Origin of the sequence: Ferruginibacter sp. (assembly GCF_031391665.1) — a bacterium.
GTDB lineage: Bacteria > Bacteroidota > Bacteroidia > Chitinophagales > Chitinophagaceae > Ferruginibacter.
In genome coordinates this window covers 24,120-43,782 of record NZ_JANMUN010000188.1, presented here as the reverse complement: position 1 = coordinate 43,782, position 19,663 = coordinate 24,120, and the positions used below count along the sequence as shown (strand labels likewise).

The window sequence follows — 19,663 nt, the reverse complement described above, 5'->3', positions numbered from 1 at the left end:
CAAAACCAAAAATTACACAGTCCACCGATAAAGCAATACCATTACTGCTTTCTACTTCGGATTGTATAGCCGTGAGTGTTTTAATATTTTTTACCTTGTCTGTACTAACATCAGAAGTCATTGCTGAATATATTTAGAGTTTTAAATTTTACTTATTCTATTGCTTTATAAATTGTACGTAGTATTTAATTTTATTTTGTTCAATCTTTAAAAAATAAACACCCTTTACAAGCGATTTAAATTTATCGTTTAATGTTATTTTATACTGGCCTGCACTTAAACTGGCATTACATAATATCTGCAATTGCTGGCCGAACGAATTTACTAAAGTAATAATTACTTTTCCATTGCCTGGTACAATGTAATCGATTATTGCATTTGCAATAACCGGGTTGGGAGAAATTTTAATTCCCAAACCATTTTTAAGCCTTGTAATAATGCTGTTACGTGAAGTGGTTGCAAACTGTGCTGTGGCGTAATTTGTTGCTGGTGCTGCAATACAGTTAGCACTTACCCTCCACTCGTACGATACACCAGTACTAAGGTTATTTAGTGTAACGGAGCCTGTAGTAATTGCAGTTGCAATATTTATCCAGGTAAAAGTACCTGCTTCCCTGTACTCAATTGTATAAAAATTTCCTGCTGTGGATGCCCAGTTTAACACGGCCGTATTAGTGGTAACTGCTGTTACGTTTAATGCTGATGGCGCTGCCGGTGTTGCATTTACTACTACACTAATGGGTATTCGGGCACTTTCGCCGCAATTATTTTTTTGACTTACATAATAATTTGTTGTTCCTGCAACAGTGGTTAAAGGTGTGGGTGCATTCACACTTCCTGTACCGCCTGTGGCTGTAGTGTACCAGGTTAAATTTGTGCCGGTTGCAGTTAAAGCATTTGCTGTTACATTTTGGCAATAACTAACCGGGGTGGCTACTGCAGGTGCTGCAAGTATTGCTGTTACATTTACTACTACGGGCAAACGCACACTTTCGCAGCCTGAAGTTTGACTTACATAGTAGGTGGTACTTCCGGCAGTTGTTGTTACCGGTGTTGGTGCAGTTGCACTGCCCGTACCGCCGGTTGCAGCAGTGTACCATAATAAACTAGTACCCGTTGCACTTAATGCTGTTGCCGTTGCATTTTGGCAATAGTTAACCGGTGTTGTAGCTGCGGGTGCAAGTGTTGCACATGCAGGTACACTTATATATACATGATATTCTCCCGGCTGCAATGTTATAGTTTGAGCTGCTGCTGTTAGATTAAAAGTGGTGCCTGTTGTTCCATTAATTCCTGTACCGGTTCCATTGCTTATATAATTTGTCCAGTCGCCGGTGGTTTGAAAAGTAACTGCTTTGGTTTGCTGCACTACATCAAGGTTGGCAACAACTGTAATTTTTTTACCGCCAGCATTTGGGTCGGCAATTTGAAACAGTTTAACTAATCCCCCGGCATTATTAAAATCATAAGCAAAGGTGGTGTTGTTAAAAATTGCCGGATTACCCAATCTTAATTGCAGTAAACTTTTATAAGTATCGTACAAATGTTTGCGGTTAGGGTCGTCCATATATTCCCAACGTGGTGGCTTGGGCGAAAGATTTGAACCACCAAAAACCAGTGAAACATCATAACCCCTTTCTTCAAATTGCCAGATCATTTTTGGGCCGGGCACAGTAAAAAATACTGATGCCGCAGCTTCTTCTCTTGCCAAAGCAGTAGCCAGTGTTTTTACATTATAACTGCCCGATGAATTACCGAAGGTTATATTTTTGTACATGGTTCTTTCTTCATCATGGCTTTCCATATACCCAACTTCGGCAGGATTATTAAAAGCTTTTTTAGCATCGCTGTACACAATAGGAGAGATATCTGAATTAGATGCAAAACCCATGGTACACTGATTGTACACTGCATTGTTGTTTCCCCAAAGCATAAAACCATGCGCTGCATATTCCTGTTCTTCCTGGCTGGGCAGAGAACCCAAAAACTCCAGTATCATATAAGTGTTGGGATAATTTGCAATGGTGCCATCGTAATATCTTTTTAAATTGGCCACCCTGCTTGCATCGTAATTTTCAACAGTAGTTGTATTGGTGGGTGTTTGTGTAAACCCTTTCGCCAAATCTAAACGAAAGCCATCTACTTTATATTCCGTTATCCAGTGATTAATGGACCGCTGCACTAAATACTGTGTAGCAGTTGAAGTGTGATTAAAATCGTTGAACACACTGTAAGGGTGAGGCGCTGTAACATTTAACCAGGGATTATTGGCAGCTGGCTGGCTGTTGGCAGCATTCCAGTACATTTTTGCCTGCGGTGCATAATTATCGCATTGGTTATACACCACATCAAGTAAAACTGCAATACCATTTTGATGGCACTTATCAATAAACTCTTTCAATTTATTTTTTGTACCATAATATTTATCGGGTGCAAAATAAAAAGTTGGATTGTAACCCCAGCTTTCGTTGCCTGTAAATTCATTAATGGGCATTAACTCAATAGCGTTTATGCCAAGGTTTTTAAAATATTGAAATGAATCTATTAAAGATTGATAACTGTGCTGTGCTGTAAAATCTCTTATCAGCAGTTCATACACCATCAGATTTTTTTTATCCGGACGGGCAAAATTAGTTATCTGCCAGTTGTAAGGTGCTTCGCCGGGATGTAAAATGCTTACAATACCTGTAGTTAATCCTGTTGGGTAAGGTTTTAAGTTAGGGTAAGTAGTTGATGAAATAAACTGATCGTTATCGGGGTCTAATAATTTTTGTGCGTAAGGGTCTGCAATTATAATACTGTTATCAATTAAGTATTGATAGCCATACTCTGTATTTGGAGTAAGACCTGTAACAGTTATCCAAAAATAATTACCATCGGGTGTTTTGTTCATTTGATTAGAACAGCTAACTGCCCAGTTAGAAAAATCGCCTAACACCACCACATTGTTTTTACCGGGTGCGTATAACACTAAAGTTGCTGCAGTGTTATTGGCAGCGTAATTAATACCTTCCTGCACACCTGCAGGTAATGCTGCTACACTTGTTGTGGGGGCAATGTAAAAACTAAAAGAATCTTTTTTTATTCCTGTACCATCGTTGCCTTCCAGCATTACAGTTTGATTACATGCAGTGGCTATAGTTGGATTGGCAGAAATGGTATTTGCACTTGCTGCTGTATTAATTGTTACGCCATTTAATTTTAATGTTAATGCTGCATTAGCAGATGATACTCCTGTAATATTAATGTTTCCTCCAACTGCAACATTTAAGGGCTCCACCCATGGAATATAACGTGGTTCAAATGGCGGCAGGTTTAATCGTACTGCGTATTCGGTATTACCATAAACGGGAATATACATATCGCTGTTATCAGAATTTACCTGCTTGAGTGTTCCCGGTGCATTTCTAAAAATGGCAGTAACTTTTTTTATTGATTCGCCGGCAGGCACACCAAAAAAACTGCGTACATTGGTGATAGTGTATTGATATTTATTATTGCCAAGCGGCGTTGCTTTTGCTAAAGGATCAGCAGTACCCCAGGTAAACTTTACATATTTCCAGTCGGATGGTCCGGTACTTAAGTTGGTAATTACGCCTACATGCACATATATATTGTTTGAATTACCACTTTCAAAATTTAAAAGGCCCTGGTTGCCTTTGGTACAATCTATCGTAAAAACTAAGGTGGAATTATCAACCGGAAATTCGGGAGACCAGTTTAATAAACGTTGAGCATTGGTTGCTGTAACAATAAAAAACAGCACCAGCATAAACAGGTATTTCTTCATAAACAAGCAATTTGAATTAATGTGTAAATCTAACACATTAATTGAGATTGCAAACTATTTTTGGGGCAATTTTTTATAAACGGTTTTTCCATTTATAAATGTTTGAGTAACAGAAGCGTTCAATAAGTTTTTTATATCGCCGCCAATTAAATCGGTATCCAATAGTATAAAATCAGCCGCTTTGCCGGTTTCCAAACTTCCTTTTTCTTTTTCTTCAAAAGATCCTTTGGCTGCCCAAATGGTCATGCCTCTTAATGTTTCTTCTGGTGATAAAGCATTTTTAATTTGAAAACCGCTATCTGGAAAACCTTTACTATCCTGCCTTGCAACAGCGGCATAAAATGTTTTAAAGGGAGAAATATCTTCTACCGGAAAATCGGTACCCAGCGGCAGCCATCCATTTTGATTGAGCAATTGTTTATAAGCGTAAGCCCCTTTTATTCTTTCTGCCCCCAATCTTTGTTCGGCCCAATACATATCACTGGTGGCATGCGTTGGCTGTACCGATGGAATGATGCTGTATTTTCCAAAATAATAAAAATCATTTTTATTTACAACCTGCGCATGCTCTACTCTCCAGCGCCTGTCATTGTTTTCTTTCAGCACACTTGCATACACCTGTAATATCATTCGGTTGCCACTATCACCAATGGCATGTGTATTGGCCTGAAATTTTGAATTGTAAATCTGCGGAATAATCTTTTCGAAATAAGATCTGTCTTTTAATAAAAAACCCTGCCAGCCGGGTTTATCGCTGTAAGGTTGCAGCAAACATGCACCACGGCTTCCCAACGCACCATCTGCATACAACTTAAAACCATTTACGTTTAGCATAGGCGTTTTGTAAGGCCCGTTTTTTAAATAGTAAGCGTAATTAGCCGAATCATCCGAAAGCATAACATTCAGTTTCATTTTTAAAGTACCTTCTTTTTGTAAGGCATCTATTATATCAACATGGTTTTTATTTAAACCGCAATCAACAATAGTTGTTAAGCCCATCGCAAAGCAATTTTGTTGCGCTTCGTTTAATGCAATGGCATATTCATCTTTTGTTGGTACAGGCACAGCTGCAAAAATTATATCTTCTGCATTGTCAATCATTATGCCGGTAAGTTTTCCATCGATGGTTTCTATTGTACCGCCTGCAATGGTTTGGCCTGGTTGTACATTTGCTAATTCTAATGCTTTGGTGTTAGCAATTAATGCATGTCCATCTATTCTTACTAATGCTATAGGATTGTTGGGAAAATTAATATCTAAAGAATCTTTGTTGGGGAATTCTTTTACAGTCCAATCATTCTGATCCCACCCACGGCCCTGCACCCATGTACCCGGTTGTATATTTTTTGCTTTTATAAATTCTTTTACTTTATCAATACATTCCTGCCAGCTTTTAGTGCCGCTTAAATTTACCTGCTGTAAACTAAATCCGTAATTTAAAAAATGGGCATGGGCATCTATAAAACCCGGATAAATAAATTTACCTCCTGCATCAATCGTTTCTTCGCCTTCGTACTCTTTTAAAATTTCATCGTTTGTTCCAATGGCAATAATTTTTCCATCGCTTACTGCCATTGCTTCTGCAACAGAAAATTTTTCATCGACGGTATAAATTTTTGCATGATGAATAAGGAGTGGTATTTTTTGGCGAAACTTACACGAGGCAATAAGCAATATGCAATATCCAATTGGCAATAAGGAGAAGAATTTTTTGAATGACATAAATATCTTTTTTCAAAAATACCATAAACAAACGGAGTGTTGAAAAATGTATTTAAAATTTTATTTTTAAGATTTAGTATTTAAAGCACAATTTGTCGAATGAATAATTCTCTCCGTGTTTTTATTTCTCTTTTAAATTTTAGCTGCCTTTTCCTTTCTTTTTTTGTGGAAAAAAAAGAAAGGAAAAAGCCACCCGAAAAAGATTACATCCCTTTTTCGGGGTTGTTCCCTGATGAGGCTTTTGTATTACTGTACTTCAACATTAATAACACGAATTGTAAGATCATTTTTTTCTTTTAAAATTAGAAAACAAATCTTAAATCAACATAAAAAAGCCCCGCCAAAAAAAGCGGAGCCGTTGTATTCGTATTCACCATTTATTATTATTTTCCACCACCGCCTCTGTTTCCACGTTGCGGCCTTGTTGATGGCTCGATGGTATCTTTCCAAATTTTCATTTGATCGGCAGTAAGTATTTCTTTTAATTTAGCATCTCTTTCATCATTCATTTTTTGTCTGGCAGCCATCATTGCATCACGGTCCATTTGTCCGCCACTGGCTCTCATCTCTTCCATTTTTTTATCTGACTCTTTAAAAGAATTTAAAAAGATATCATCTACCTGTTTCATTTTAGCAGCATCTAATTTAAAGGCGCTGTCTAATTTTTCGTGAATGGGTTTTAATCTTTCTTCGGGTGTACGGCGCTGAAAATTGCCCCCGCCCTGTGCATTTACGGCAGTAATGCTGAACATAGCTGCAATAGCTGCCAACAGAATTTGTTTTTTCATGTTTACGTTTTTATTTTTTTTGATAAAATTTAGTTTATTTTTTTTCGTCGGGTTTTTTCTTTTTATTCCATATTTTATAAAACAGCGAATCAAATTTTGGTTGCTGTTCTGCAGTACAAATTTTTCTAATGGTGGCAAAATGATTCATCATCTGCAACTCCATCATTTTTTGATTTTCGGCAGATTGATTTATTGCAACGGCAATGGCAGAATCATTAAAACCTTTTGTGCCCAATTCTTTAAACTGCAGCTCCTTATTATTTTTCAAAGCTTCCATATCTACCTTCATTTTTTCTTTGCGTTGTTTACTCAGGGTATCATACTGCTGAAGCTGTGCATCATTAAACCCAATTTCTTTTTGTAAAAAATCCCTCATCATGGCACCCCTGTCGTAGCCACCACGGTTGCCACCCCTTCTCCCTGCATCTTTATTACCCATAAAAAAGAAGAGCATGGCAATATTTGTAACCAGCAAAATGCCGATTATTAAAAGGTAAAATTTACTTTTTGTTTGTGTACTCATTATTAAGGTTCTATATTTTCTATGTAGTTTAATACTGTAGTGGAACTGCTGTATTCATCAACAGCTGCATATTGTTCTTCTGCAGCTGCTGCAGTTTTACCGGGATAATTATAAGTAACCACTGTTGCATTGATAGCTATTACCAAACAAAGGCCCACCAGTGCAATTGCAGGCTTGCTTATAAAACGTAAAGCATTATCCCAGCCGCTTTCTTTTTCATTTTGCATTCTTGCATTTAATCTTGTTAAAAGATACGGTTTGGGTGTTGCCCTTGCGGCACCATCCAAACTGTTTAATGCATCATGAATGAGTTTGTTTATGTGTTCGTGATTATCCATTGTATTAAAAATTATTTTCTTCGTAATACTGTTTCAATATTTTTCTTAAATTTCCTTTTGCCCTTGCAATTAAAGATTCTACGGCTGTTAGCGAAATATCCATAATAGCTGCAATATCCTGATATTTTTGAGCTTCCAGCTTATGCAGCGTAAATGCAATGCGCTGGTTGCCGGGTAACTGTTCCATTGCTTTAAATAATTCGCCTGCTCTTTCTTTATTCTCCATTACCACACCGGGGTGATTAAATTCTTCCGGATGTATATCTTCTTCGCTGGCGGTACCGAATAAACTTTGTACAAATGCAAAACGTTTTTTTCTTTTCTTTTTCTTTATATGATCCAGCGATTTTGAAATTACAATGCGGTACAGCCAGGTTGAAAATTTTGATTCGCCTTTAAAAGAACTTACTGACTGGTACACCTGTATAAAAACATCCTGCGTAATATCATCGGCATCATCTTCATTTTGCACAATACCAATTGCTGTATTATAAACCATATCCTGCCATTCATCAACCAGCTTTTTAAAAGCCTGCTCATCTCCCTGCTGCAGTTGCACAATTAATTCCGGTTGATTCAAAACGTATCATTTTATTATTGCCACTTTAAAAGTAACTAAAATCCGCCACCCCTGTTACCTCCCGGCATCATTGGTCTGTCTCCACCATCCCTGTTAAAATTATTTTGCCTTGCCGGCACGGTTCCGAAATTTTTCAATTTATAAGTAAACGTAAGCATAAAATACTGTTGTAATACCTGTGTTTGGGAATCCTGAATATAAGTATCAGTTACAGATCTTACAATACTTTGATTTTGTTTCAGCAAATCAAATACAGATAATTTAATTTCTCCTGTTTGACCTTTCAATATTTTTTTACCGATTGCAGCATTCCACAACCAAAAGCTTTGGTTAAAGCCTGCAGCTAAACCGGTATTAGCATTTCCCGAAACATCATTTTGAATAAACCAGCCTTTTTTACTTAACAGGTTAATTTGTGCACCTGCTGCCTGATTAACATATTTGGTAGTAGTGCTTTTTGTTGTGTTGGTTGATGAGTTATTAAAATTTGCACTGTACGATAAATTAAAATCAACATACTCACTTATATTACTAGCAAACACCACACCTGTATTATAATTGTAGTTATTTGTAACAACAGGCTTGTAATCTATCAAACCAGGTAATCTTGAGTAACTAAATCCTGCATTTAAATTTACTGTTGTTTTAATAAACTTTAGCGGCATGCTGTAATTAAAAAAAGTACGCAGGCTTTTGTAACCATCTAAGTTAACCGGTTTGGTAAATTGTGAATTTCTTTTCACCGTTACATTATTTATGACAGAATCTGTTTTAATAAAGTAAGATGCGTTTGAAATATAATCGGCTGCAGTTTGCAAGAACAAATTGGCAAAGAAACTTTTACTGGTTTTTGAATTAGTATAAGAATAGCGGCCTGATACAAAATGAGTATAAGATTGTTTTAAGTTGGGGTTACCACTGCTTACTGACAGAGAGTTGGTATCACTGATAACATCCTGTAACTGAGTAATAGATGGAAAATTAGTTGATGCCCTGTAGAACACACGTATATTACTGTTAACAGATACTTTTTTACGCCACATTAAATTGGGTAATACATTAGTGAATGACTGATTAACTGAACTTGCAGTGGGAAAAATTCGCTGACTTTCTAATTTTGAATTTTGAAAATTTACACCAAAAGAAAGTTGCTCATCCCTGCTTTGCCCCAAACGGTAACTAATGCCTGCGTTATTAGTTGTAATAGTATTATCAAAAAGGTTTGACAATTTACCATCGAACAAGGTGTACTTCTGTCCGTCGTAATTAAAGGTTTGCTGATTGGCTTTATTTTTTTGTACTGTTGGAGTATAATCAATTTGTAACTGTCCTTTTTTTCCAACAGGTTCTGTATAAGATATGTTTCCGCCAATTGTAGTACCGCTGGTTTTACTATCTCTGAACCTGTTTGATATAACTTCTGAAACACTTGTGGAATCGTAATATTTATTTCTTGCGTCAGTTATAGTTTCCCCATCATTTTTACTCCACCCGGTATTAAAGCCAAATGAAATGGTACGGCCTCTTTTTGGAAATGAGTGGCGGAACATAATGTTATTTCTGATATTATAACCATCCCTGTTGGAATTGTTATTAGTTAATGATACCCCGGTAGAATCATTTTCGGCATAAAAATTTTGTGCAGAAGAAGTGGATACCGATTTATTGTTCTGAAAGCTGATGCTTGGAATAATAAATAATGAATTGGCAGAATCCAATTTGTACTCCAGCCTTAAATTAACTCTGTGGTTAGTGTTATTGGTTGATGAAGTACTTTTTTGTATGCCAAATAAATTTTTGGGATCGAAAAAATTTTGCGTATTGGTTAAGCTTTCGTTTGTATTAGTACTGTTGTTAAAAAAGTAACTGCCTGTTAAAGTAAGTTTTTTACCATAAACATTACTAAAATTTAATCCGGCTGCATTTGTTTTACTGATACCATTCGACTGACCTACGTTAAAATTATCTGCTCCGCCAAAATTACCGCCTCCACCACGTCCGCCGCCGCCTCTTCCACCACCACCGCCACCGCTGCTGGTTACACCCAGCAAATCCTGGCTGCCAAAATTTTGCATGTTGATATTATTAAAATTGCCCACTAACGATAGCCGCCTGTTGCCATTAAAAAAACTAATGTTGCCACCTGCGCTGTAACGGCTGTCGGTTCCGGCACCGGCATATATCCTTCCAAACTGGCCGTTCTTTATTCCTGATTTTGTTACAATGTTTACTGTTTTTATTGAGTTACCGTCATCAAAGCCTGTTAGCTGTGCCTGGTCGCTCAGCCTGTCGAATACCTGAATTTTATCAATTACTTCGGCAGGTAAATTTTTTAATGCAGCTGTTGCGTCATCACCAAAAAAATCTTTACCATCTACCGTTACTTTTCTTACCGATTCTCCCATGGTGGTTACTGTACCATCTTTTGCAACTGTAATACCGGGTAATTTTTTTATCAGGTCTTCGGCAGTAGCATCGGGGTTTACTTTAAACTGGCTGGCGCTAAATTCGGTGGTATCGCCTTTTTGTTTTACCGGCGGTGTTTTAGCCACTACAGTTACACCGGTTAAATCGGTGGCAATTTTTGCAATAGCAAAAGGAATGGCATCTATATTACTTGCAAGCAATGTAATTTTTTGTTCGATTTTTTCGTAGCCTGTAAAACTTATTTGTACTACGTAAGCCTGAGGCAATAAATTACCAAACTGAAAATTGCCTTTATTATCAGTAACCTTTAATGTTTTTTGTGTACTGTCACTTTGCATAATAAGTGCTATAGTTGCCCCTGCTATGGGAGATTTATCGTCCTTATCGGTTAGCTTTCCTTTAAGGGTTATATTTTGGCTGTTAGCTGCTAAAGAAATTAATCCTGAAACTAAAAAAACCAATACTCTTTTACATGTAAATTTTAACTGCATATTACTTTAGACGCCGCAGCTGAAAAAAACTGTCGCACTGGTGTTAATTTGGCGGTTCAGGCTTATTTTTTAACAAATTACCTTATTAATATACATTGGTTAATTTGCTTTTTTACAATTAACTTGCAGCCCTAAAATTTTATGAGTATGGAGTATAATAAATTAGCTTCTGTTACCGGCAAAAGTGGATTGTTTGAATTGATATCATCAAAAGCAGATGGTGCAGTGGTACGTTCTTTAGAAGATAACACTTCGCAATTTGTGAGCAGCCGAATACACAGTTTTTCGCATTTGGAAAGTATTGAAGTATTTACAGTAAAAGATAATGTGAATTTATCGGAAGTGTTTTTGGCCATGAAAGCCAGCACCGAAAAATTACCTGATGCCAGTGATGCCAAAGCAGTAAAAGCGTATTTTGGAAAAGTATATCCTGATATGGATTTTAGCAGGGTGTATGCCAGCGACACTAAAAAGATGATAAAGTGGTTTGAGGTTTTGGTAAAAAACAATGTAGAAATAAAGCTGAGCGAAGTACCGCAGGAAGGTGCTGAAGCAAGTGTTGCCAAAGCAAAACCAACAGAACAAAAAACAGCATCGGTAAAAAATAATGCGCCGGCTAAAAAAATAAATTCGCCCAGGAAGATGGCATAGGTTGGCCACTAATTACACGAATTTTTACGAATTAAAAAATACAAAATCCTGCTATGGCTTTACAAGTGTAGCAGGATTTTTAAGGTTTTACAACCTTCTATTCATCATTCACAATTGACCATTTACCATGTACACCGCCGATATAAAAAAACTCCCCCGCCTTTTTGTTCCTCAAAATTTTGTACTAACGGACTGGAACAGCCTGGAACCTTTTTTTAAAAATTTATTAGAAAGAAATATTGATACCAAAGAAAGTTTGGAACAATGGCTGAAAGACCAGAGCGAACTGGAGGCCATGGTGAATGAAGATGCCTGCTGGAGACAAATACGCATGACCTGCGATACAGAAAATAAAAGTTTGGAAGAGGCTTTTAATTTTTTCTGTATGGAGATACAACCCAAAATTCAGCCTTATGCTGATGCACTGAATAAAAAATTAGTAGCGCATCCCTTAGCCAGTGAACTGGATGCTGCAAAATATTTTACTTATCTCCGCAGCGTAAAAAAAAGTATTGAATTATTCAGGGAAGAAAATATTCCATTGCAGGCGGAGCTTTCTGTTTTGCAACAACAGTACGGCGTTATTACCGGCAAAATGATGGTGGATGTTGATGGGCAGGAATATACTTTGCAACAGGCTGCTAAGTTTTTAGAAAGCGCCGACAGAAATAAAAGAGAAGAAGTGTACAGAAAAATGCAGGACAGGAGATTAGCTGACACTGCGCCATTAAGTGATTTATACAATCAACTCATTGAAAAAAGAAATAAAGAAGCCATTAATGCCGGTTTTAAAAATTACAGGGATTACCGTTTTAAAGAGCTGGGGCGTTTTGATTATACCGCAGCAGATTGTTTTCAATTTCACGAGGCGGTAAAGTTGCATGTAATGCCTTTGGTAAATATTATTTATCAAAAGAAAAAACAAAAATTAGGATTGGATACTTTGCGGCCATGGGATACCGATGCAGAACCTGCAGGCACTGAGCCTTTGCGCCCTTTTAAAACAAGCGAAGAATTAATTAATAAATCTATTGAGTGCTTTACTAAGCTGCGTCCGTTTTTTGGCGACTGCCTAAAAAAGATGAATGAATTAAAACATCTTGATCTGGAAAGCAGGAAAGGCAAAGCTCCGGGCGGCTACAACTGTCCGTTAGCTGAAAGCGGTGCACCATTTATTTTTATGAATGCTGCAGGGCAAATGCATGATGTAACTACAATGGTGCATGAAGGCGGCCATGCGGTACATTCTTTTTTAGCACATCCATTAGAGCTTAGTGGCTTTAAAGAATACCCAATGGAAATTGCCGAAGTGGCCAGCATGGCTATGGAATTATTCAGTATGGATGAATGGGAAACTTTTTTTGATAATGATGCCGATTTGATAAGAGCAAAAGAACACCAGTTAGAAAGGGTGATCACTATTTTTCCATGGATTGCTACGATTGATAAATTTCAGCATTGGATTTATGAAAACCCTGCTCATACCAACGAACAACGCACCGTTAAGTGGAACGAAATTTTAAATGAATTTGCTGATGATGTAATTGATTACAGCGGATTAGAAAATTACCGCAGCAATGCCTGGCAGCGCCAGTTGCATTTATTTGAAGTACCGTTTTATTATATTGAATATGGTATTGCCCAGTTAGGCGCTATTGGTATGTGGATGCAGTTTAAGGAAAACAGGCAATTGGCAATGGACAAATATTGCAATGCATTGGCATTAGGTGGTACTAAAACTTTGCCTCAATTATTTGAAACCGCCGGATTAAAATTTGATTTTAGCCCGGAGAAAATAAAAGTGTTGATGGAGTTTGTGAAGGGTGAGGTGGAGAAGACAGCTTAACCATAATCACTTCACCAAACCCAAAAACTGTTGGTTCACTTTCTTAATAATATATCCGCTTATCCAGCCCACATAAGCGTATTTAGGAAAAATAAATTTTTTGCCGGGGTTAATGGTATTGATTTGTTTTACCAGTTCATCTAACCAAACGGTGCCGGCAAGTAATGCTTTTTGATCGTAGGTATTTATTACCCTGTTGATATTTTTTTGAGTTGCCTTTGCTTCATCGGCGTTTTGTATAACAGAAATATCGGGGTGCGTAAGCTTTTCGTAATCGGAAAAAACTTTTTGGCGAAATGCTGTAATATCACTGCTGCTAAGCTCCGTATAATTATTAACGGCGCTTTGCGGATACATCAGCGAAGCTATTGACCATACAATTCCTCCCGACAAATACACCGCATCTCTTGCTTTAAAATCGGGCTTGGCCACCAGTTCATCAATCATTACTTTTATTAAACTGTCTTTAATAATTTGTTCAGCTGTTTTTAAAAACACTTCCAAATTACCCTGCACTTTTGCATCTACCAAACGCTGAAAAGATTTTGTGCCTAAAGAAAAATTAACAGGAATAAATTTTTTCTCTCTGGAAAAATAACCTCCTTTTGTATTACCGCTTCCAATATCCAACTGGTTATTACTATAACGGTTTTTTTGCGGCACAATACCTATAAAACTCAATTCCGCTTCCTGCTCGGGTGTTACATACATTATATGAATGGCGGTGTCAATTTCTTTTGGGCGGATGACGTTTGCAAAATAATCTACTTTTTCATACCTGTCCAGTTCCTGTTTTAATCCGCTGCTGATTACAATATAAGTTCGTTTACTTACCACCTTAAAACGGTTCACAACAATATCCATCAGCTTTGCAATAGCATCCCTGCTTTCTTTTTCGCTTTGATAAGACAGCGATGCAGCATCTGTATTTATAGAGGTATCTAATTTTAAAACGTAATCGTACTGCCTGTCTTTATTAAGTGTTACATCAATTATACTGAGTTTAATTCCTTTTGCGCCCACTTCAATACCGGCATATAAATCGCCAATGCCCTGCACACTTTTTAAAAGGCTTTCCACTACATTAGCAATTATATTTAAATTTTGGCTGCGGTATAATGCAATCGCTTTTTTGTAAGATTTTACAGCCAGTTCGGGCTGTTCAGTTTTAGTATAAAAATTACCCAGGCCTTCGTTGGCGAATGCCATGCAATAAACATCATCAAATTGTATCGCTTTTTCCAATCCTTTTTTAAAAAATTCTTCAGCCGCTTCAAACTGCTGTGCTTCCAGTAAAGAAGTAGCAGTTTTCAGTGTTCTGAAAGTTGCCTGGCTTTTTATTTTTTGAGCATACACAGCAGTACTTGCTAAAAAGAAGCCCACTAAAAGTATTTTTTTAAACAACATTTTATTAAAAGTTTATTTTGGTAAAAAGATTTTGCAGTACCGCATTTACAGTTAAGCAGGGTTAGGGATTTTTTGATACAGAATAGCAGTAGTCATTTTTGGCTAAGTTAAAGCCATTAGCGGTTGTATGGGTAAAAACACAGCTCCAATTGTAAACAGATTTTCCCCTGTTTTAAAAAATAAAAATTTCAAACTATGCCTTAAAAATTATTTACAATCATCGCAAACCCCACCCACCACCATTTGGGCATGTTTGGGTTTAAAGCCTTTGGGCAGTTTTACTTCGGGCACAGTTACATCATCGAGGCAGGTGGTTTTAAAACAAACATCGCAAATAAAATGTACGTGGTTATCGTGGTGGTGTCCGGCTTCGCAATCCTGTTTGCAAAGGGCATATAAAATAGAATTATCAGTAGTGGGTATGTTATGGATAATCCCTTTATCAACAAAAGTTTGCAGTGTTCTGTAAACGGTTACCCGGTCAAAAATTTCTCCGGTACTTTTTTCAATATCAGCATGTGCCAGTGCACCGGGACTGTTCAAAAATAATTCTAATATTTTTTTACGGCCATCGGTAACGCTCAGCTGGTTCTTTTTTAATATATCGAGCAGGTTGTTCATTACATTGTAAAGTTAAATAAAGTTCGTGAGGCTAAAATGGTGAGTATGCTGTCCTTCAAGGATGTAATATTGACCATTCGCCATTGACCATTCACCACATTAATTCGGGTCGCTGCTAAATCCATTCATAAATCTTTTACTGGTAACTTTTTCTTTCAGCAATCCTTTAATATCATTTATTAAATTATTGATCTCTTCGTTATTCAATCCATCATACACCATTCCTCTTACCCTTCTTTGTTTATCTACCAAAGCAAAAAACTGGGTATGTATAAACTGATCTTTTATTAATTGTGTACTGTCGGGTTTACCATTATCAATTCCATAATCCTGCCGGGCCATCTTATATAATGCTGCTTTGCTGCCGGTAACGAAGTTCCAGTTGGTGTTTAGTACCTGTGGGTTTAGTGGTTTATCAGTTGTGTCATACGCAATTTTGTAAGAGCCGTCTTCATTTTTTAAAAGTATACCATCAATCATTTTTGCTTCGTAAGCTTTTAACAAGGGCACCGAATCTGTTTCGGGCATGCAGGTATGCGACAAAATCATAAAGTTGGGATCATCTTTAAATGCATCGTACACCCGTCGCATGTTGGCATTCATTATGGGGCAAATACCTTTGCAGGTGGTAAAAAAATATTCTGCAACATACACTTTGCCTTCTACATCACGTTGCGTAATGGTTTTTCCATTTTGATTAACAAAAGAAAAGTCTTCTACATTAGCATTTCTTACCAAAAGATTAGATTTTGAAAAATCGTAATCGCTGAACACCATTAAATAAAAAGCCCCCAGCAATAACGAAAAAAAAACCACATACAGCAGCAACTTCTTACTCATACAAATATTTTTTGCAAATTTACGCCGGATGCAATTGGGTAAAAAATGTTGTTTTACTCTTTTTTAAAAGTTGCAACCTTATTGCAAATATACTATCTTTGCCCTCCATAAAATGAATATAAAATTAAACTGGGACGCTTTAGGTATTGGTACTTCTGTTGCCTGTGCCATTCATTGTGCTTTATTGCCAGTGATAGTTACCAGTTTGCCCGTGTTTGGCATCAATATTATTCATAACTCTTTTTTTGAGTGGGGCATGATAGCGCTGGCATTTATTGTAGGCGTTTATTCTTTGTATCATGGCTACATTACACACCACCGTTCTTTTATACCGGTATTAATTTTTGCAGTAGGTTTTATTTTCCTCGTGTTAAAACAATTTTTTATTCCTTTTGAATATTTGTTTTTAGCCATAGCCGTGCTGCTTATTATTACAGCGCATTATAAAAATTACAGGCTTTGCCAAAAAAGTAAATGTGCATCACCGCATCACCAGCATTAGCCCCGGTTTGCGGAAGAGTAAAAAATGCACGGGCCATTACTTTGCGTAAACCCTGCTTTAAAAATTAAAAATAATTTTTTGTTACTTTATTTTTACCACACCCGTTTTATACAAATCAATAGCCTGTTTTAAAATTGATTTTATCGTTTTAATGGGCAATTGCTTATCCGCATCAAACAGCATAATTTTCATCCGTGATCGTTTTTCAGTAATCAGTAAAGGGTGGTCAAAATGTTTTCCTTCTACAATACCAATATAAGGTTGCTGTGTGTTTTTGTTTACCCATAAATAGCAGAACATTTTTCCTTTGTAACAGAAAAAAGGCATGCCGTATTTCCAGGCACTGGCAATGTCTTTATCCTGTGAAAGAATAATTTCTTTTAACGCCAGTAAACAACCTTGCAACGGCTCTTCTTTTTGCAGATAAAAATTATCAATATTGTTGAGCATATTTTATTTAACGGCTATAAATATATCAACTTCTGCGTTCTCCGGGTTTTGCGCTTTTTGCCCGTACACTTCAAAATCAGCTGTGTAACTTCTTTCTATAGTCGAATTCCAGATTTTTACCCATTCATTAAAAACTACTCCTTGTAAAAGATTTCCCTTTGCAATGTGTTGTACATAATTTCCGTCTTCAATTGTTTTTCCAATCATACCATCAGGAATACTATCCAGGCTTTCTGCTTTGCAACCCAAAATGGTGGTGTAAGGTTTGGTATGATCTTTTTCATAATCGGTATATACACAATACAGCGTATTATCAATTTTATTGGGAATTCTTTCCAGTACCCCTTCAGTCATAAATTTATTCCATAACGCCGGTATATCAATGCCTGATTGTCCATTTTCGTTGGTAGTTGTTACAGCAATACCAATAACATAGAAAGGGTTTATTTTTTGTGTAGTCATATTTATTTGTTTTGTCAGCAAAAATAATTAACGCTTGTGACAACCCTATGTCAGCAGTGAAAGCTCTTTGTCATTAAAATTTTTATGCAGTTTAAAATATGAATTTATTAAATTGTACTAAAATCATCAGTAATGAAAAAGATAATCTACTTACTTGTATTATTTATTGCAGTTAATAAAATTGCAATTGCACAAACAAAAGATGAATTACAAATAAGAAACTCGATGAACGAACAGTTAGCTGCCTGGAATGCCGGTGATGTTGACCGCTTTATGCTTACTTACTGGCAAAGTGATTCGCTAAAATTTATTGGTAAAAGCGGTGTTACTTATGGCTGGCAAAAAACTTTAGAAAATTATAAAAAAGGATATCCTGATACCGCCGCAATGGGAAAATTAGATTTTAATATTCTGGAAGTAAAAAGATTATCGGTACTGTATTTTTTTGTGGTGGGCAAATGGCATTTAACCCGTAGCATTGGCGATGTTGGCGGCCACTTTACTCTATTATTTAAAAAGATAAAAAACAAATGGGTGATTGTGGTAGATCATAGCAGTTAAATGGTTTATTGGTTAATTAGTTTATTGGTTGATTAGTTAATACTGTATGCAAATACTGCTCCACCTTTAAACCAATAAACTAATTAACCAGTCAACTTTTCACGGATATTTTGCAAGTTTTACAAATAAATATTTACTGCATAAAAAGTAGGATGCAGTAAGGCCCAGTAATGATGCGGTTATATCACTGTAATCGAATGTTCGGCCAAAAACAGGAATCAACTGCAATACTTCATTAATTATCAACAAGCAAAAACATACAACACAAAACCATTTTAACTGTTTATCAGAATGAAGATTAATATATTTACTTAACAACCAGTAGCAACCAAACGGCAGTAAAAATGAACCCAGCAAATTGGGCGCAATGCCCAGCAAAAATGTTGTGGGTTGGCTAAAATTAAAATAAGGCCTGATACCCCATTTAATTCCTTCAATTATTACTGCACCTGTGAGTAAAGTGTATTTGCAAAAAATTTTAAGCAGCATACCGGTTGGGTTTAGTGCTTAAAAGTAATACAATATTATAATAAGGGAATACCAGTAAAAGGGTATTTTATGCATAACGAAAGTTATAAGCGCCATTTTCGCCGCAGATAAATAATCATCATTATTAAACTAGAGGCCGATAAAAAATAAAAAAGATAGTTTGTCCAGTTAGGGCGGATTTCAAAAAAAGCATAGTCTTTGTAAAAGCCAAAGAAAACATTTGCCATCATCCAAATTAATACAATGGCAATGGTATTAAGTATCCTTACTAAAAAATCTCTTGTATCATCTTCCATTCCCATAAAAAGTAATTTAGCCCCTTCCCGAAAAAATCGGGATGTTCCAAAAGGGGGTATAAGGTTGTATAAAAGTAATACAATACACAGCAGTAAAGTTATTTTATCAGCAGCTTTTTAAAATCGGTACTGTCGCCGTTAAACACATTAAAATCTACATAAGCATCAATGCCGTTTACCCTGCCGGTTTCATTGTGTTGCCAAAAAAGCCATTCCCGTTTTATACGGGGCTTATCTTTTACTAAATAATGCGCCACCCAAATGGGATAATCATCAAACTTACCGGCTAAAAAATTTTGGTAAAAATCTACATTGGTGTAAATGATGGGTTTTACTTTGTATTGTTTTTCTATCATCTGCAACCAATCTTTGGTGCGTTGCTGAATATCTGTTACAGATGCACCGTAAGTTTGTTCAATATCCAGTACAGGTGGCATATCACCTTTTGTGAGTGTAACAGTTTGTATAAAATTTTCGGCCTGGGCTTTACCACTTTTGCTGGCAATAAAAAAATGATAGGCGCCACGGGTAATTTTTGCTTCCCTCGCCTTAAACCAGTTTCTTCTAAATGTGCCATCTACATTGCCCAACCCTTCGGTAGCTTTCATAAATGCAAAACCAATTTTAATGTTTTTATCCTGCATATCTCTTACAGCTTCCCAGTCAATGGCAGCCTGGTAGCGGCTAACATCAATACCATGAATTTGATAACTTACAGGAATGGGAATACCAAAAGCGGCGTAACGCACAAACTTTGGTTTGTTAAGAAACCAGGTAATTAAATAAATTGCTAACGCTGCAGCTGCCAGGTAAATAATTGATACGGTAATAACTTTAAAAGCTGTTGTCTTTTTTTTTGCCACGGTTGGTTAATTGCGG

The 19,663-nt window shown here is 36.6% G+C and carries 19 protein-coding genes; 4 read left to right on the top strand and 15 right to left on the bottom strand.

Features of this window, described 5'->3' with window-relative positions; all coding sequences use genetic code 11:
- Positions 1–157 precede the first annotated feature (157 nt).
- From ACY651_RS14270 to ACY651_RS14240, 7 genes are all read right to left on the bottom strand, one after another.
- The gene (locus ACY651_RS14270; protein WP_462253901.1) at positions 158–3,790 is read right to left on the bottom strand and encodes an alpha-amylase family glycosyl hydrolase; all 3,633 of its coding nucleotides are present in this window, start codon (positions 3,788–3,790) and stop codon (positions 158–160) included.
- Between the two features lie 54 nt (positions 3,791–3,844).
- Positions 3,845–5,512 (bottom strand): amidohydrolase, encoded by a 1,668-nt coding sequence (locus tag ACY651_RS14265; protein ID WP_462253899.1) that lies wholly within the window; start codon positions 5,510–5,512, stop codon positions 3,845–3,847.
- A gap of 383 nt (positions 5,513–5,895) precedes the next feature.
- Complete coding sequence (locus ACY651_RS14260; RefSeq protein ID WP_462253897.1) at positions 5,896–6,300, bottom strand: hypothetical protein; 405 nt, start codon at positions 6,298–6,300, stop codon at positions 5,896–5,898.
- Between the two features lie 34 nt (positions 6,301–6,334).
- A complete protein-coding gene (locus ACY651_RS14255; RefSeq protein ID WP_462253895.1) occupies positions 6,335–6,823 on the bottom strand; it encodes a hypothetical protein in 489 nt (162 codons plus the stop codon).
- Between the two features lie 2 nt (positions 6,824–6,825).
- Entirely contained in the window at positions 6,826–7,161 is a 336-nt protein-coding gene (locus ACY651_RS14250; RefSeq protein WP_462253893.1) for a hypothetical protein, read from the bottom strand.
- Positions 7,162–7,165: 4 nt separating this feature from the next.
- Positions 7,166–7,741 carry an RNA polymerase sigma factor gene (locus ACY651_RS14245; RefSeq protein ID WP_462253891.1) on the bottom strand — a complete coding sequence of 192 codons (576 nt, stop codon included), beginning with the start codon at positions 7,739–7,741 and terminating at the stop codon, positions 7,166–7,168.
- 35 nt (positions 7,742–7,776) lie between these two features.
- On the bottom strand, positions 7,777–10,659 hold the full coding sequence (locus tag ACY651_RS14240) for an outer membrane beta-barrel protein (protein ID WP_462253889.1): 2,883 nt from the start codon (positions 10,657–10,659) through the stop codon (positions 7,777–7,779).
- Between the two features lie 147 nt (positions 10,660–10,806).
- Here ACY651_RS14240 and ACY651_RS14235 point away from each other — a divergent pair, with 147 nt between their 5' ends.
- Positions 10,807–11,310 (top strand): DUF5606 family protein, encoded by a 504-nt coding sequence (locus tag ACY651_RS14235; protein ID WP_462253887.1) that lies wholly within the window; start codon positions 10,807–10,809, stop codon positions 11,308–11,310.
- Positions 11,311–11,437: 127 nt separating this feature from the next.
- Positions 11,438–13,156 carry a M3 family oligoendopeptidase gene (locus ACY651_RS14230; RefSeq protein ID WP_462253885.1) on the top strand — a complete coding sequence of 573 codons (1,719 nt, stop codon included), beginning with the start codon at positions 11,438–11,440 and terminating at the stop codon, positions 13,154–13,156.
- A gap of 6 nt (positions 13,157–13,162) precedes the next feature.
- Here ACY651_RS14230 and ACY651_RS14225 read toward each other — a convergent pair whose 3' ends face one another.
- The 3 genes from ACY651_RS14225 to ACY651_RS14215 form a co-directional block, all read right to left on the bottom strand.
- A complete protein-coding gene (locus ACY651_RS14225) occupies positions 13,163–14,563 on the bottom strand; it encodes a hypothetical protein (RefSeq protein WP_462253883.1) in 1,401 nt (466 codons plus the stop codon).
- A gap of 207 nt (positions 14,564–14,770) precedes the next feature.
- On the bottom strand, positions 14,771–15,184 hold the full coding sequence (locus tag ACY651_RS14220; RefSeq protein ID WP_462253881.1) for a Fur family transcriptional regulator: 414 nt from the start codon (positions 15,182–15,184) through the stop codon (positions 14,771–14,773).
- A 99-nt stretch (positions 15,185–15,283) separates the two neighbouring features.
- Positions 15,284–16,024 carry an SCO family protein gene (locus ACY651_RS14215; protein WP_462253879.1) on the bottom strand — a complete coding sequence of 247 codons (741 nt, stop codon included), beginning with the start codon at positions 16,022–16,024 and terminating at the stop codon, positions 15,284–15,286.
- A gap of 112 nt (positions 16,025–16,136) precedes the next feature.
- Between ACY651_RS14215 and ACY651_RS14210 the strand changes: the two genes are divergently transcribed.
- Positions 16,137–16,526, top strand: a complete 390-nt coding sequence (locus tag ACY651_RS14210) for a MerC domain-containing protein (RefSeq protein ID WP_462253877.1) — start codon at positions 16,137–16,139, stop codon at positions 16,524–16,526.
- Between the two features lie 81 nt (positions 16,527–16,607).
- Here the strand turns inward: ACY651_RS14210 and ACY651_RS14205 are convergent, their stop codons facing one another.
- Positions 16,608–16,976: a DUF1801 domain-containing protein gene (locus tag ACY651_RS14205; protein ID WP_462253875.1), complete on the bottom strand. Its 369-nt coding sequence runs from the start codon at positions 16,974–16,976 to the stop codon at positions 16,608–16,610.
- Positions 16,977–16,979: 3 nt separating this feature from the next.
- Entirely contained in the window at positions 16,980–17,438 is a 459-nt protein-coding gene (locus ACY651_RS14200; RefSeq protein WP_462253873.1) for a GyrI-like domain-containing protein, read from the bottom strand.
- 132 nt (positions 17,439–17,570) lie between these two features.
- On the opposite strand from ACY651_RS14200, the gene ACY651_RS14195 reads away from it, so the two are divergent.
- Positions 17,571–17,999 (top strand): YybH family protein, encoded by a 429-nt coding sequence (locus ACY651_RS14195; RefSeq protein WP_462253871.1) that lies wholly within the window; start codon positions 17,571–17,573, stop codon positions 17,997–17,999.
- Between the two features lie 99 nt (positions 18,000–18,098).
- Here the strand turns inward: ACY651_RS14195 and ACY651_RS14190 are convergent, their stop codons facing one another.
- The 3 genes from ACY651_RS14190 to ACY651_RS14180 form a co-directional block, all read right to left on the bottom strand.
- Entirely contained in the window at positions 18,099–18,488 is a 390-nt protein-coding gene (locus ACY651_RS14190; RefSeq protein ID WP_462253869.1) for a hypothetical protein, read from the bottom strand.
- An 83-nt stretch (positions 18,489–18,571) separates the two neighbouring features.
- The gene (locus ACY651_RS14185) at positions 18,572–18,790 is read right to left on the bottom strand and encodes a hypothetical protein (RefSeq protein ID WP_462253867.1); all 219 of its coding nucleotides are present in this window, start codon (positions 18,788–18,790) and stop codon (positions 18,572–18,574) included.
- 92 nt (positions 18,791–18,882) lie between these two features.
- Positions 18,883–19,647, bottom strand: coding sequence for a glycoside hydrolase family 25 protein (locus ACY651_RS14180; RefSeq protein WP_462253865.1), 765 nt, complete (start codon positions 19,645–19,647; stop codon positions 18,883–18,885).
- Positions 19,648–19,663: the final 16 nt, after the last annotated feature.